This window comes from Siminovitchia fortis (genome assembly GCF_003605365.2).
GTDB classification, from domain to species: Bacteria; Bacillota; Bacilli; order Bacillales; family Bacillaceae_C; genus Siminovitchia; species Siminovitchia fortis.
The window spans coordinates 1-14391 of the sequence record NZ_QYTU02000057.1; the positions used below are offsets into that span (position 1 = coordinate 1).

The window sequence follows — 14391 nt, forward strand, 5'->3', positions numbered from 1 at the left end:
GGTGTTGACATAAATCAATTGTCTGCCCTGGTATTTCAGTTTCCGGTCAAGTATTTCTAAAAAGGCGGAAGGTGCTTTGATCCCCATTCGTTTTCCTACCCGGGTTTTGTGCAGCCCCTTATAGTTCATCCATTCCGCATATCCTTCATTGCCTTCGGAAAGAATGTCATTAGCAAGTTTGTTATGCATCATTTTCCTTTCAGCTGCTATTTTTCGGCAAATCTCCTTTAACTCATATAGAGGCTTCCAATAGCGCTTGGAGCGAATCCATCTATCTTTGTTTCCTTTTTTAAAGGTGCTATTCTTTGCATTCCCTTGGAAAAGCGAAGAACGGTGACCAGGCTAATTAGCGAAAAAATGGAACTTCTTTCACACCTGCCATACGTGCATACACAAAAAGTTGGCCTTTATGGTGAATCTCGTGATCATACATTGCAGTGAGGTATCTTTTTTTTGGCCCTTGAAGTTTTGGATGCGATGAATGATTTTCGGCTTCCAGATCTGCATCAGTCAATGACTCGTATGTAGCTTTTGTTTTTTCAGTAAACTCCTTTACAGCTTTGCGCACATCTTCCATTGTCTTACATTCAGGAATGTCTGGTGAGGTAAATTCTTCGGTCTTGACCATTGAAACGAACACATCATTCCATCCCGCAACATGCAACGCCAGTTCACCAAGCGTCATAGCATCTTCCCACGGTTTAAAATCGATATGTTCGTCATCAATGGATTCAAGTAATTCTTCCAACACATTCCGATGTTGCAACCATTCATTCATCATTTGCTTTGCTTCCAAATTATTTCCTCCTTGATTGTGTCTTCTGTCCAAACCGTAAAAAAAACATTTAAATACGATTCGCTGTTGAACAGCTTAATTCCTTCTTTTTTCAAACCCGACGAGCTTTGACTACATAATATACAAGCAAAAAAACTAACCGCCAACATGATGGCGGTTAGTTTTTTCCTTAAAATGAAGAACTGTCTTCAATTGCTGTTTTATCATTAAATGTTTTCAAATTCAGTTTTCCCAAGATTCGTGCTGTCAATGTTCCGGCAACCATGCTGTCATTCACATTTACAGCTGTACGCCCCATATCGATCAGTGCCTCGATTGATATGAGCAAACCGGCCAAAGCTACCGGGAGTCCCATAGAAGATAAAACAATCAATGCGGCAAAGGTTGCCCCTCCGCCAACACCGGCCACACCAAATGAACTGATTCCGATAATCAACACTAATTTGATGATAAAAGCTGGTGTAAATGGATCAATCCCGACTGTTGGCGCAATCATGACTGCCAGCATGGCCGGGTACATTCCCGCACAGCCATTTTGCCCAATGGTCGCTCCAAATGAAGCTGACATGTTGGCGATTCCTGTGTCAACACCAAGGGAGTTTTTCTGTGCCTGGATGTTCAGCGGAATCGTGCCTGCACTTGAACGGGATGTAAAAGCAAATCCTAGTACAGGGATAGCCTTTTTCAGGTACGTCATCGGATTTAAACCAAAAACCCCCACCAATAAAAGATGGAAGATCATGATGACGAATAAAGCGACATAAGACGCAATCACAAATTTTCCAAGCTGAACAATACCGGCTACATCTGTCTTAGCCACTGTATTGGCCATCAAAGCCAGAATTCCAAATGGTGTCAGGCGCAAAATCAGCGTTACGATCCGCATCACAACTGCATAAAGTGCATTCACCATTTTCGTAAACATTTCCGCCTGTTCCGGATTTTTTCTCCGCAATCCAAGGACGGCTATCCCGACGATGATGGAGAAAATGACCACCGCAATGACCGAAGTTGCCCGCTCCCCTGTCATATCCAAAAATATATTGGACGGAATAAAACTCAGGATTTTTTGCGGTGCAGAGAGATCCTGCACATCTCCAAGCTTCTCCTGAAGCATATCACCACGCTCAATTTCCGCCTGTCCCGCATCAATTTGATCTGCACTCAAATTAAATAATCCGGCAGCACCAATTCCGATCAAAGCGGCAACCATTGCCGTCGAAACTAAGAAACCGATAATCCAGGCAGACATTTTTCCAAGGTCTGCGGATTTTTCCAAATTAATGATGGACTGAATGATGGATACCATGACAAGCGGTACAACAATCATCATTAATAATTGGATATATCCGCTTCCGACGATACTATACCAATCCGCTGTATTTGTTAAAATTTCCGAATCTACCCCATAAACGGCCTGTAAAAGCGCACCAAGCACAATCCCGGCGCCTAAACCGGTGAATACGCGTTTTGTAAATGAAATATGTTTCTTTTGCATAAAAATAAGAAGGCCAATAATCGCTAGTAAAACAACGATATTCACGCAAATTAAAAATATAGTCATTATGCTCCCCCTTTCGTTGTTAGCGCTCAAGTATGTTTTTCATCATATGCGCCACGGATTTACTGTGCCACAGTAAAATAAATAATTCCTATAGATTTAGTGCATTTAATAAACTAATAATATACATACCACAAGCGATTCTGTCAACGATTTGGTTTAGAACATGATTTATCTTGTCGATATTGGGCGGATTTCGTTAGTTGGCGGGAAGTATTTGTACGCCTTTAATTACTTTCTTTCCTAACTATAATAGAATGGCTATGAACCTCCTCTAACGAGATTGGAGAATAAAAAAAAGACCGAATCAACCATTGAATCCAGCCCGAATTGTATTTAATTCCTAATTGTTCAAGAGCAGCTGCTTCTTCCAGTGCTGCCAAGTATGTCCCAGCAGCACATCACTTCACCAACATGCAAAGATGGTTTTGGTTCATCATCAAATAAACTTTTTATAACATCCATACTATGACGTAATGAATTGCCCGCCGTTGACATGAAGTGTTTGTCCGGTGACAAAACGGGAGTCATCGGAGGCTAGATAAACAAAAGTCGGGGCAACCTCAAACGGCTGGCCTTGGCGCTTCATTGGATTTTCCGCCAGTGCTACTTGATCAGCCGAGAAGCTTGCCGGAATGAGGGGTGTCCATATACGCCCGGGTGCAATGGCGTTCACCCTGATCCCTTTGTCAGCTAAATTGCGTGCCAATGCGCGTGTGAAGGCAACGTTTGCACCTTTTGTCGCCGAATAATCCATCAGTTGATCATTTCCATCATATGCGACAACTGATGCAGTATTAATGATGGAGCTTCCTGCCTTTAAGTATGGAAGGGCTGCACGGGTTGTATAAAAATGGGAGTAGATATTAACCTTGAATGTATCGTCGAACTGCTCATCCGTAATATCAAGCAGGCTTAATTGCTGAAACTGGATGCCGACATGATTGCAAAGCACATCAAGCTTGCCAAATGTTTTGATCGTTTCTTCGACGATATCAACACACTGCTGCTTTTCCCTTAGATCCCCAGGCAATAATAAACAGCGTTGTCCTATCTCTTCAATCCTTGCCTTGGTTCTGCCTGCATCCTCATGCTCATCCAAATAGGCAATTGCAACATCGGCTCCCTCTTTTGCAAAAGCGATCGCTGCCGCTGCCCCCATTCCACTATCACCGCCGGTGATAAGCGCCGCTTTTCCAGATAATTTTCCGCTTCCTTTATAATTGGGATTCTCAATAATCGGCCGGGGAATCATGAGTTTTTCAACGCCTGGCTGCCGCATCTGGCGTTGCTCGGGTACAGTAATCGGAATGTCTTCATAGCGCGTTATTTTTCCGTAATAGGGATACAATGGATAATCTTGCTGATCGTGTGCCATGCATATCCTCCTCGAAAGCATTTTCCAGTACTTTATGTCTTTTGGGCTGACAGGGTGCTTGTTAAGCATAAAATAATGGATCTGTACGGGCTCAGAATAGAGGAGTTGGAATAATGTAAAAGCATGAGAAAGAAATGTTTCAAGGGGGACTGCCGTCATGCAACCATATCATTTCAGCCGGGAAGCCTTGCTCTTGTTGGCAGTGCATTCTAATGAAAAGGTAAATCTGATTTACAATACGAATCCATATTCTTTTAAAATGCCGAAAATCGGACCACGGCCGCCTTATTACTACAATCCGAGATACGGGCAGTATTATCCTATTATCTAAACCGAACTAAATCAGTCATTACTTTCACGAAGGTCATATATCAGCCTAATAATTGATATAGGAACCTATTGTTGCACAGTCAGGGTCCTGTATATAAAATTTAAAAGTAGAATATTTTCAGCGCTTATGACTGACTTCATGATGTGAGTTACTCTCTCCCGGTTTTTTAGCCAACAGGACATCGGAATATTCACTCTTTTGAATAACAATTAAATGCTAACTGTTGGTTCAAGTACGGTCAGTGTTTGATTGATCGTATTCATATTAACCATTGCCCCGATGGGAATGGCCGTTTTATAAGTTCCATGTCCGGTTGTAAGATTAGTCATCAGCGGTTTTCCAAGAGGAACAACAAACTCATTGATTAAATCTGCATAGGTCTTACCGTAAGCAACATCGCATCCCGTACACTCTCCCATGATAATTCCTATACAATCCTGAAATTTTCCGGCCATTTTCAAATGATTCATATACCTGTAGACCGTATTGATCGGTTCATTGGTTTCTTCCAGGAACAGGATTCTCCCCTTTGTATCTATCTCGAAATCTGTTCCCAAAGTGCCGATAAAAGACGTAAGATTGCCTCCGACAATACGACCCGTAACGTTTCCGGGAACTCTGCCAACCAGTGGTATTCCCGCCGGGTTCACTATTGGCCGGGTAGGTGTTAAGTTGGAAGTTATGGAAAAAAACTGACTATAATTGTACCCCGGGGTTTCAGGAGTAAAGTCAATGAGCATAAGACTATGGAATGTCATTAAATCTGCATATTGAAAGAGTACATTTAATAATATCGTAATGTCGCTATAACCCGTTATTATTTTCGGATTCTGCCGGATGATATCATAATCAAGGTAGGGAAGGATTCCGGCTACGCCAACCCCTCCTCTTGCCGGCAGTATCATTTTAACTTGCTCATTTTGAAACATATTCATCAAATCAGCTGCCCGCTCTTGGTCGGTTCCCGCAAGAAATCCGTTTCGGGAATATACATGTTCCCCTACGACTACATCAAACCCCATATTGTTTAACATATTGATTCGGGTATTAATAACATTTGCCTCTAATGGACTCCCGAGAGTAACAATCCCAATGGTGTCACCTTGCCGTAAAACAGGTGGGTTCAATATCATCAGTGTTAACCCCCTTGGTTTCAATACCAAAAAGTTCACTTTTTCTTCAACCAACGACCTTTATTGGAATAGCCTGGCTGATGTTTTTAACGACTATACTGTCACTTAACAATATAGTCCATTTTCCCCCGGAAATTCCTTTTAGATTTACTTTCATCTAAGAAAGTACGATAGGCGTTTTAAGAGCTTGGCAAATGCCCAATCCCGTTGCCCTGCATACACAAAACAGAGCTTTTTTACTGAATAAAGTATAAGATTTTTTAGCTTTAAAATTTTGAACAAAGCCATTTGTTGTCTAGCTCCAGCGCCTATCGACTAGCAGACTTCGCACCTGGTGTGCTCCTGCGGCGTAGCTTATTCGAGGATGTTTGGCTCACCTCGTCGCAAAGCTGCACGACGCCAACTCGAGGAAGCATCACACGAGGCTATTCCAAGTAGTAGCTTTCCTACGATAAGTCAACATCGGCTCGTTCCTCGCCGTGTTGTCTGGCTGCGAGTGCCATCGGCTCGAGGTCATAAGCCAATCGCTGCTGAANCAAATTAATGAATGTCACGCTTTTTGAAGTTGCCGCCCTTAACTTCAGCAACATCATATACAGCAACAAAGGCATTTTTGTCAATTTCATAAATAATTTCTTTCATTTTACTATCCTCTAAACGATTAATGACACAAGTAATTTCTTTGAATTGTTCATTTGAATAACCGCCTTCAACTATATTATACGTTGCACTCCGGCCTAATCGGTCACGTATGGTTTCAACCATTAATTCGGGATGAGTTGTTATAATTTTAAAGGTTTTAGAACCACTTAAACCTTCTTCAACAGTGTGAATCACCTTAGATGCAATAAAATAAGCGATTCCCGATAAAAAAGCCCCTTGAAGACCGAATACTGTTGAGACAACAATAAACACAAACAAGTTTAAGAATAAAATTAGATCACTTGTTCCGAAAGGTAATTTTCGGGAAAGCAACACTGCCAGCATATCAATGCCATCCAATGCACCGCCATTTCGCAATGCCAGCCCCATGCCAAAACCAATGATAATACCTCCAATAACGGTTACTAACAATGTATCGCCTTGAATAATGGTTGGTACATGGTGCATGATGCTGGTCCCATATGCCAGTGAAGCAATGCCGATCACGGAAAAAATAGCAAAACTTTTCCCAATTTGTTTATATCCTAAAAATACGAATGGAATATTCAGTACGGCAATTAGAATTCCCAGAGGTAATTCAAATAACTGTGAACCGACGATACTCAGACCCGTAACACCCCCGTCTGACACATTGTTTGGAATCAATATCGCTTCCAGTCCATATGCGGCTATAAAGGCCCCGATAATAACCGCTAAAGCTCGTGATACCTTTTTAAGTCTACTGGTTCTTTTTTGCTTAATGACTGTACTCATCTAACTTCCTCTTTCTAAACTTTTTTCTCTTTTGGCTTTTACACTTTTTCATTCACTTATGCAATCAAATTTTAGATTTGAATCGTCCGGAATTGATGGCATTTGCTCCACCTATAATAGTTTTATCGTTTATTGGCATTTAAAAAATATCACAGTGTTTATGAAGTTACAACAGTCATTGATTGAAGGAATTATATAAGAATACGGATCTTGAAGTAACTTCTCCCGTAATTGGCTTTTAGGCACTTAGGAGAGAAGATGGTGTCTCTCCTCCATCCCCTCTTTGGTAAATTTCAGTTCTATGCAAGTGAGCAATTGAATTACGTTACAGTTGTTTGGGGCATTGTTGTGGTGGTACATGGAGTGGTTTCGTTGATCGAATGGATGCAGAATAAAAAATAAATCCCGGGACCACAGGTAAAGAAAGAACGGTGGCTGTCACTGTTCTTTCTTCTTCAATTTATATGTCCAGACTACTTAGAAAAGCAGCCTCCCTGTTTGTTTACGGAGAAGCAGCGGGAGGTTGCTTTTTTATGTTCATTAAGGCAAAGATGAAATACTTTTAGTTACACTTGCAGATTTTTCTTCATTAGAGCTGCCACTTGTAAATTATCTTGATTAGAAGTGTTTTCAAGATGCTTAATAATTAATTCTTGACGTTCCACAGGGTGGTTTTGGCTTAATTTAGCTTTTGCTTCAATTTTTGTGATGTTTATTTTAAATGCTACAATCCCTTTACTCATTCCTTCGATAAATCCGGAATCGACATCATTCAAATTGTATGGGCTATCCTGGCTTTCATATTTGTTCACCATGTCATTTAACGAATCAAATATTACTTGCTTATCTTCGACAATCTCCATTTTTCCATATACGTGGATAGATACATAATTCCAAGTAGGTACAGCCTTCATAGTCTCATACCATGATGGTGAAATATAGCAATGAGGACCTTGGAAAACCGCAAGGACTTGTTGATCTTCTATATCCTTCCATTGCTTGTTTGATCGGGCAAAATGACCGTATAGAACATTTTCACCTTTATTTAATGTTAATGGAAGATGAGTAGCGTAGGGTTCTCCTTCATGCTGGGAAAATAAAATTGCAAAGCCATATTTCTCGATAAAATCATAAATTACTTCTTCGTCATCAATTTTAAAATGTTTAGGTACATACATAACATAGCTCCTCCTTATTAAGCCTCATCATTGATAATTTTTGAAACCGTTAGGAAAATAATTTGTGTCACGGTAAGGTGAGGCATTTTCTTACGTAGGCTGCAACTATCATTTTATGAGATTAATTTTAAACCAATAGCCGCCCCTAATACCATTGCTATAAAAACTAATCTTTTCCAGTCTTTTGATTCTCCGTATAAAACCATACCTAATATTGCTCCGCCAGAAGCACCAATTCCTGTCCAAATGGCATACGCTGTTCCCATAGGTAATGTTTTCATTGCATATGCAAGAAAAAGAAAACTTGCCCCAAATCCAAGGAATAACAATACAAGCGATTGCCAACTACGATCTTTATGCAATTTATTTATCATTAAAACGCCAAACATTTCAAATAAACCTGCTACAACCAAAGAAGCCCACGCCATTATGATTCAACCCCTTCTTTAACGTTGTCTTTGGTAACTAATTTCAAACCAATTACCCCTGCCAATAAAACCAAGATCAAAATGATTTTAGCTGCCTTAAATGGTTCTCCAAAAAATACGATATCCGAGAATACAGTTCCCGCGGTACCTAGTCCAACAAAAACTGCATAGACCGTTCCAACAGGAAGTTTTCTGCCAGCCATAATCATTAAGTAAAAACTAACGGTAATGGCAATGACTGTTCCAGTCCAAGTCCAAAAGCCATCTGCATGTTTTAATCCAATCACCCAAAAAACTTCAAAAAAAGCGGCGATCAATACTTTAATCCAGTTTGCATTCATTTACGAACACCCCCGATTTTATTATTGCTAGAAACTAAAAAAGCCCAGGAGATCTGTTTACAGAACCTCCTAGGCTTTTATCCGTCCGTGACACAGCAAATGCTGTGAGTTTTCCCTTGGACCAGACCAACAAAATGTTGCGGAACCCTAGAAAACATTTTTTATTTATTCAGTTACCGTTATTATTTCACATATTTAGATCTTATTCAATATGAAGGGTTTTTTATAAAAAACAGCCCGCCTTTCAGTAAATTATGTGAGTGTTTTGACCATGATAAAGTCTGTCTGTTCTTCATCACCCATATAAAAAGAGTGGGCTCCAGTTTGAACAAATCCCATTTTTTTATAAAAAGCAATGGCATTTTCATTTTTTTCCCATACGCCAAGCCAGATTTTCTTTTTCTTACGTTCCCTCGCAATGTCCATCGCTTTATTTAGCAAATATTTACCAAGTCCATGCTTTTGAAATTTTTTCTTTATATAAATCCTCTCAATTTCAAGTGAATCATCACCCATTACCTCAGACTGGGCATCAGCGGTATTGACCTTTAAATATCCAGCGGCTTCATCATGAAAATAAACCAAAAAAAATTGTGAAGAAATATTGGATAATTCTTTTTCGACTTGTTCTAGGCTAAAGGCCTTTTCTAAATAGGCTTTCAGATTTTCAGGTGAGTTCTGATCTTTAAATGTTTCATAAAATGTTTGATAACTAATTTCTTGAAGTTTGTGTAAATCTTCAAGAGTGCACTTTTTTATACTTATGGTCATCTTGATATGTTGCTCCTTTTGTAAAATCAATAATTTCTCTTGTTTCCCTTTTTAACAAATTCCCAGTCTTTTTCTATATTTTTTCTGACTCTTTGAAGAAGGGTGAAAATGGTTTCTGCTTCTTTTTCAGAAAACCCCTCTAATGCAACGCCATTGGAATAATCATGTTCTCTTTTGATAAAAGGATAAACATTTTTCCCTTTCTCTGTCGGAAAGAGTTTTTTTATTTTTTTATTATGCTGATCATCTTTCTTTTCAATAAAGCCATTCATTTCAAGTTTTTTTACAGCACGAGCTACCGTCGTCCGATCTACTTTTATCATCTCTGCTAATTTTTCTTGAATGATTCCCGGGTTTTCACATATTCGCACAATGTACAAATACTGCCCTTTCGTAAGGTCATATTCTTTAAATTCTATATTGCTTATAGAATCCAATGCCCTTGCGATCATTCCGATTTCACGAAGAATTTCCTTCATCATTAACTCCTCAGCACATATTTTTGTTGCAAATGCAATAAAAATGGCATATATTTAATTTAACCTAAATTCGTTGCATTTGCAACAAAAAACGATAAAGAGGTCGGGTAAAGTGAAATATGTTTTTTATGTATTGGGAATTTTAATATTAACCCTTGGTATTTCTTTCACTATCCAGTCAGACCTTGGAACTGCACCTTTTGATGCCCTTTTGGTAGGGCTGTCCAAAAATGTGGGGCTTACTGTGGGGAGTTGGGAAATAATAATCGCTTTAATATTGATTTGTTGCAATTCGTTTTTAAAAAGACAAAGACCGGAAGTTTTGGGGTTGTTAACAGCATTTATAACGGGTGTGGGGATTGATATGTGGCTTTTTTTATTGCACAATTGGATAACACCTGAACTATGGTACAGCAAACTTATTTGTTTTGGAATCGGCCTAGTTGTTATAGGATTAGGAACTGCAACGTATTTACACACAAATTTTGCACCGATTCCAGTTGACCGTTTAACATTAATCATACAAGAATTAACCAGAACAAATATATTTTTATCGAGAACATTCATTTACCTGGTATTTTTGATCATGGCATTGATTTTAAATGGCCCAATTGGCGTTGGAACTTTATTAACCGTTTGTTTAGGGGGGCTGATACTCAATTGCTTTATGCCAATTACCGGGAAATCATTAGACCGTATATTAACACAACCTGTTACATCAACAAGTTACGGTAATGATAATAACCATTCGTGAGTTATCAAAAACTAAATTGAAAAAAATTCAAAATAAAGCCGGTACATATCAGCCTTGTCCAATACGTACCTTAGTAATTAAGGATTGGCATCATTCTTGTCCCTTGTATAATGCGCTTTAACATTTTGTCAGTTCAAACGATGGACAATTTCATATTGATTTCCGCAGGGGTCTTCAAAATAGACTGCATAGTATGTAGGGCTGATTGGAAATTGTTGAGGACCACTGGTAATTCTCCCGCCAATTTCTTTAATAAGTTGGGCAAGCCTGTCAACTTCATCTCGGTCTTTCGCCCAAAATCCAATGAGATTCCCGTTGGACTTGTGAGAAGAGTCCTCAGTAACGGCGAAATAGGCTACACTCGGAAGGTTCCCTTCGGCGGCAAACACTTTCCAATTTTTACTGTGAAATGTTTGAGTAAACCCCAGCTCAGGAAGAAACCTCTCATAGAACGGCAGTGCTTTCTCTAAATCTGTTACTCTAAGGTCTATATGGCTAAATGGATTCATTCCCTTAATCCCCCTTTAAAAGATTCAAATGAAAAATTACAACTTTGCTTTTATTGCCTCCAGAACTTTTTCCCAATATTCTTTCATTTCTTCTCTAATATTTTTATCGGAAAGATTCTCTTGATGAAAACTAATCGTAGCTTTATTCCTTTCTTTCGATATAATACGGACCTGTACTGTCGAAGGTTTTGGCCATCCTTCTTTTTGCCAAGTAAGGCGAAGCTGATGCAGTGGTTTAAAAACCCGGATTTCACCTGCACCCGTTTTCGTTATATATTTCTGACCTGGCTGAAGAGTGATTCCGTCACTTTCCCCCAACCATAGTTTCAATCCGTCTTCAGAAGTGACAAGTTCCCATGCTTTTTCCTGTGAGATGGGAAAAGTCCTTCTAATTCCTACTTGGAATCCAACAGTTTTCGTTTGCCCAATCATTTTATGGTCGTCCATTCCTTCACCTCAAGTCCTTAACGATTTTTAAGTTAGTGAGCATTATTTCGCTTTAGTTTCTGATAATTCCTTCTTTTTATCGTAATATGACCCGATCGTTTAGTAATACTCCAGCTTACTTGAATGCGTTTGCCCGCTCCATAATCTCCTGGACAATCGAGTTTTTGGCATCTGCATAGTGTTGCACATGCCGCCATTCACGCCTGGCGAGATTACGCTTGACACGTGCGTAATTGTCCCGGTCGGAATTGTTGGTCCGCAGCCAATCACGGAAGCGCAGCATTCGATCGACCTCAGACGCTCCTTTACTGAATACATGCAGATTGATGTCTGTATCAGGACCTTTGAGCAGTCTATGCTCAAACCACTCGGGTTCCCGAATACGTAACGTGTATCCGGCTTCCTCCAAGTCCGGGACATAGGTTGTCTCGTCAGCAGAGTCCGTCACGACCAGCAGAATATCAATGATTGGCTTGGCACATAGTCCCGGTACCGAAGTCGATCCAACGTGTTCCACTTGCAATGCCTTTTTGCCGAGTAAGGAACGAATCCGTTTAGCCTCTCGGTCGAATAGCTCAGGCCAGCGCGGATCATATTCCAGGAGGGTGATCTGCGCATTATGAGGTTTACGCTCTCCAACCGTAACCTTCTGGAGATCTTCATCACTTTTAGGTGTTAAATTTGAACTGTCCTGCATCGATGGCAATTAGCCCACCTCCTTTTGGCTTCGCCAAACTAAAATTCATCCCCCGCTTATCGGCTAATGCCACTTGAAGTGGGGGACTCCTTTTATAAGTCCGTGAAAATCACCATAGATGTTTGAAATGTTACAGCAATAAAAACTTTTCCCAAGGTGATCCGTTCTAAAATTCAATTTTGGCTGTCTGCAAAATTTAGACCTTTAAAGAACCGCGGAAACCCCTGGCAGCATAGTAGGATTCTGCTCCATTGTGGTACACAAATACAGTGTCATAGCGCCGATCACAAAAGATGGCACCGCCGAGTTTTCTAATATTAGCAGGTGTTTGCACCCAGCTCGATGTCTTCGTATCAAAATTTCCAAGTTTCTGCAGTTCCCGGTATTGTTCTTCCGTTAAAAGCTCAATGTCCATGGCAGCAGCCATATCCATAGCGCTATTTTCCGGTTTATGTTTTTTCCTTGACTCCAGCGCTTCACGGTCGTAGCAAACGCTTCTGCGGCCTTTAGGACTTTCCGCTGAACAATCATAAAAAATGTATTCGCCCGTCTTTTCATCATGACCAATAACATCCGGTTCACCGCCGGTTCTTTCCATTTCATAGAGTGACCACAGTTTTTCAGTATTCGCTTCCAGCTTTGCTTGGACTTTAGCCCATTCAAGATCTTCATGGCGGTTCATGTTTTTCTCAAAACGGGCTTTCAATGTTCTGAGTAATTCTTCGCGTTGCTCTTGCGACAACTCCCTTTTATTGCTCTTTGTCATGTTAATTTCCCCCTTATTGTTTTTACTCTTATTGGTTTAGAATTTGTTTTATAATAAATCGTTTTTATGTAACTTTATATAAGGGAAGTGGATTCTGCAAAATTCTATGACAACGACGGTGACAAATCAATTTTATCACCGATAGGGTCATTACCGAATTTACCGGGTATACAGAGTGAGATAAGCAACCGTTACTTTATGTACACGTTTTCTTCGAAATGTTCCAAACTTACTTTGCTATTCTGTCACGATATACAATGAGTGTAATTGCATTTAATATGATGGTAACGATGAGAAGAACAGATGCAATGACCGCCAAACTGCCCGTTATATCCATGAGCGCAGTCCAATCCTCAATCTTTACCAGGTGATAGTTATTGATAATCTGGAAACATAGCGAAATAGCACAAGCACTGATGCTCATAATCGAAAGAACTGCCCAATTTTTATGATCAGGTTTTTTATATCGCATAAGATTAACAACAGGTAGTAACCAGGCAATCAGCCCAAGCACGAGACTGCCAAGATTAAGCAATTCAAGCACCTCTCTTTATATTTTTCTCTATTCATGTTCAACTATCCTGCCCATAATTAACTAATGCCTCAGCTGAAGAAAAAAATTTATAATATTACCCCGGCAAAGTTTCCTGACAATACTTGTTTCCCATTCTGATTTCTGCATTGGAAAGAAGCCATAATAGATATTCTATTATTATCTTGCCTTTCATATTTCTCGATCGTTACTTCACAAGTTACTGTATCACCAGTAAATACTGGTCTCAAAAACTCAAAATTCATCGTACGGGCCAGCACATTGTGATCGCCTCCAACCTTTGTTGGTAATGTTGCTGTCAATAATCCCTGAACCACAAATCTTCCCTGTTCATCAGGAGTAACATGATGAGAGCCTTCATCACCTGAAACCTTAGTAAATACTTCAACATCTTCCGCTGTGAAAGTCCGTTCAAAGGTAATTATTTCGCCTGCTTTTAACGACACTTTTTATCTCCCCCTAATTATGGGATTGCTTTTTTGCTCCAAAACTGTGCACTGTTGATAATTTGATAATAGCATAATTAATTCGGCTTCCAGCAAACTTTACTCCATAATTGTTTTGAAGATGAAAATTTCCCCCTGCATGATCACTATAATAGTTTGTTTTCACAATAAGAGTAATCCCTCTGGTGAAACGCCTGCTTCTTTAACTAAGAATCATGTCTGCACTCGGAAATTTTCTTTCAAAGAAAATAACATCCTATTTTTCCAAAAGTTATTCCTCCTTCAATGTTTAAAACAAAAGAATCCATTTGAAAAAAGATTGTTCAAAACCTCCATGTTTTAACAGACACTGCAAGATATACAAATTAATTTGAACCGCTAAAATCACTAGCGTTGCATTAATTAAT

Annotated in this window: 19 protein-coding genes, 1 pseudogene and 1 riboswitch; of the genes and pseudogenes, 3 read left to right on the forward strand and 17 right to left on the reverse strand. The window is 39.6% G+C overall.

Translation table 11 applies throughout. The features are described from left to right. From D4N35_RS16700 to D4N35_RS16715, 4 genes and pseudogenes are all read right to left on the reverse strand, one after another. Nucleotides 1-192, reverse strand: a pseudogene (locus D4N35_RS16700) (RNA-guided endonuclease TnpB family protein); the annotation flags it as partial. Between the two features lie 154 nt (nucleotides 193-346). Further along, nucleotides 347-796 carry a DinB family protein gene (locus D4N35_RS16705; protein WP_235870417.1) on the reverse strand — a complete coding sequence of 150 codons (450 nt, stop codon included), beginning with the start codon at nucleotides 794-796 and terminating at the stop codon, nucleotides 347-349. A 169-nt stretch (nucleotides 797-965) separates the two neighbouring features. Then, nucleotides 966-2360 carry an L-cystine transporter gene (locus D4N35_RS16710; RefSeq protein WP_120075724.1) on the reverse strand — a complete coding sequence of 465 codons (1395 nt, stop codon included), beginning with the start codon at nucleotides 2358-2360 and terminating at the stop codon, nucleotides 966-968. 463 nt (nucleotides 2361-2823) lie between these two features. After that, nucleotides 2824-3735, reverse strand: a complete 912-nt coding sequence (locus tag D4N35_RS16715) for an SDR family oxidoreductase (protein WP_120075726.1) — start codon at nucleotides 3733-3735, stop codon at nucleotides 2824-2826. A 157-nt stretch (nucleotides 3736-3892) separates the two neighbouring features. Here D4N35_RS16715 and D4N35_RS18235 point away from each other — a divergent pair, with 157 nt between their 5' ends. Continuing rightward, entirely contained in the window at nucleotides 3893-4066 is a 174-nt protein-coding gene (locus D4N35_RS18235; protein WP_164876415.1) for a hypothetical protein, read from the forward strand. 209 nt (nucleotides 4067-4275) lie between these two features. Here the strand turns inward: D4N35_RS18235 and D4N35_RS16720 are convergent, their stop codons facing one another. Then, a complete protein-coding gene (locus D4N35_RS16720) occupies nucleotides 4276-5199 on the reverse strand; it encodes a S66 peptidase family protein (protein WP_120075728.1) in 924 nt (307 codons plus the stop codon). Nucleotides 5200-5739: 540 nt separating this feature from the next. Further along, nucleotides 5740-6615, reverse strand: coding sequence for a YitT family protein (locus tag D4N35_RS16725; protein ID WP_120075729.1), 876 nt, complete (start codon nucleotides 6613-6615; stop codon nucleotides 5740-5742). 258 nt (nucleotides 6616-6873) lie between these two features. Here D4N35_RS16725 and D4N35_RS18750 point away from each other — a divergent pair, with 258 nt between their 5' ends. Continuing rightward, on the forward strand, nucleotides 6874-7017 hold the full coding sequence (locus D4N35_RS18750; RefSeq protein ID WP_488281376.1) for a YfzA family protein: 144 nt from the start codon (nucleotides 6874-6876) through the stop codon (nucleotides 7015-7017). 164 nt (nucleotides 7018-7181) lie between these two features. Here D4N35_RS18750 and D4N35_RS16730 read toward each other — a convergent pair whose 3' ends face one another. The 5 genes from D4N35_RS16730 to D4N35_RS16750 form a co-directional block, all read right to left on the reverse strand. Beyond that, nucleotides 7182-7793, reverse strand: coding sequence for an FMN-binding negative transcriptional regulator (locus tag D4N35_RS16730; protein WP_120075731.1), 612 nt, complete (start codon nucleotides 7791-7793; stop codon nucleotides 7182-7184). 113 nt (nucleotides 7794-7906) lie between these two features. Then, nucleotides 7907-8221, reverse strand: coding sequence for a DMT family transporter (locus D4N35_RS16735; protein WP_120075733.1), 315 nt, complete (start codon nucleotides 8219-8221; stop codon nucleotides 7907-7909). Further along, a complete protein-coding gene (locus tag D4N35_RS16740) occupies nucleotides 8221-8562 on the reverse strand; it encodes a DMT family transporter (protein WP_120075735.1) in 342 nt (113 codons plus the stop codon). Before D4N35_RS16740 ends, D4N35_RS16735 begins: the two co-directional genes overlap by 1 nt. A gap of 64 nt (nucleotides 8563-8626) precedes the next feature. Continuing rightward, nucleotides 8627-8724, reverse strand: a riboswitch (guanidine-I (ykkC/yxkD leader). Nucleotides 8725-8814: 90 nt separating this feature from the next. After that, entirely contained in the window at nucleotides 8815-9333 is a 519-nt protein-coding gene (gene paiA, locus D4N35_RS16745; RefSeq protein ID WP_120075750.1) for a spermidine/spermine N(1)-acetyltransferase, read from the reverse strand. Between the two features lie 26 nt (nucleotides 9334-9359). Continuing rightward, complete coding sequence (locus D4N35_RS16750) at nucleotides 9360-9812, reverse strand: MarR family winged helix-turn-helix transcriptional regulator (protein ID WP_120075736.1); 453 nt, start codon at nucleotides 9810-9812, stop codon at nucleotides 9360-9362. A gap of 112 nt (nucleotides 9813-9924) precedes the next feature. Between D4N35_RS16750 and D4N35_RS16755 the strand changes: the two genes are divergently transcribed. Next, nucleotides 9925-10566 carry a YczE/YyaS/YitT family protein gene (locus D4N35_RS16755; protein WP_120075738.1) on the forward strand — a complete coding sequence of 214 codons (642 nt, stop codon included), beginning with the start codon at nucleotides 9925-9927 and terminating at the stop codon, nucleotides 10564-10566. A 128-nt stretch (nucleotides 10567-10694) separates the two neighbouring features. Here the strand turns inward: D4N35_RS16755 and D4N35_RS16760 are convergent, their stop codons facing one another. From D4N35_RS16760 to D4N35_RS16785, 6 genes are all read right to left on the reverse strand, one after another. Beyond that, a complete protein-coding gene (locus D4N35_RS16760; protein WP_120075740.1) occupies nucleotides 10695-11075 on the reverse strand; it encodes a VOC family protein in 381 nt (126 codons plus the stop codon). Nucleotides 11076-11111: 36 nt separating this feature from the next. Next, nucleotides 11112-11522 carry an SRPBCC family protein gene (locus D4N35_RS16765; protein WP_120075742.1) on the reverse strand — a complete coding sequence of 137 codons (411 nt, stop codon included), beginning with the start codon at nucleotides 11520-11522 and terminating at the stop codon, nucleotides 11112-11114. A gap of 115 nt (nucleotides 11523-11637) precedes the next feature. Further along, nucleotides 11638-12219 carry a GrpB family protein gene (locus D4N35_RS16770; RefSeq protein WP_120075752.1) on the reverse strand — a complete coding sequence of 194 codons (582 nt, stop codon included), beginning with the start codon at nucleotides 12217-12219 and terminating at the stop codon, nucleotides 11638-11640. Nucleotides 12220-12415: 196 nt separating this feature from the next. Then, nucleotides 12416-12985, reverse strand: coding sequence for a DUF4256 domain-containing protein (locus D4N35_RS16775; RefSeq protein WP_120075744.1), 570 nt, complete (start codon nucleotides 12983-12985; stop codon nucleotides 12416-12418). A gap of 229 nt (nucleotides 12986-13214) precedes the next feature. Beyond that, the gene (locus D4N35_RS18625) at nucleotides 13215-13409 is read right to left on the reverse strand and encodes a hypothetical protein (protein ID WP_328591090.1); all 195 of its coding nucleotides are present in this window, start codon (nucleotides 13407-13409) and stop codon (nucleotides 13215-13217) included. A 197-nt stretch (nucleotides 13410-13606) separates the two neighbouring features. Further along, on the reverse strand, nucleotides 13607-13984 hold the full coding sequence (locus tag D4N35_RS16785) for a hotdog domain-containing protein (protein ID WP_120075747.1): 378 nt from the start codon (nucleotides 13982-13984) through the stop codon (nucleotides 13607-13609). Nucleotides 13985-14391 lie beyond the last annotated feature (407 nt).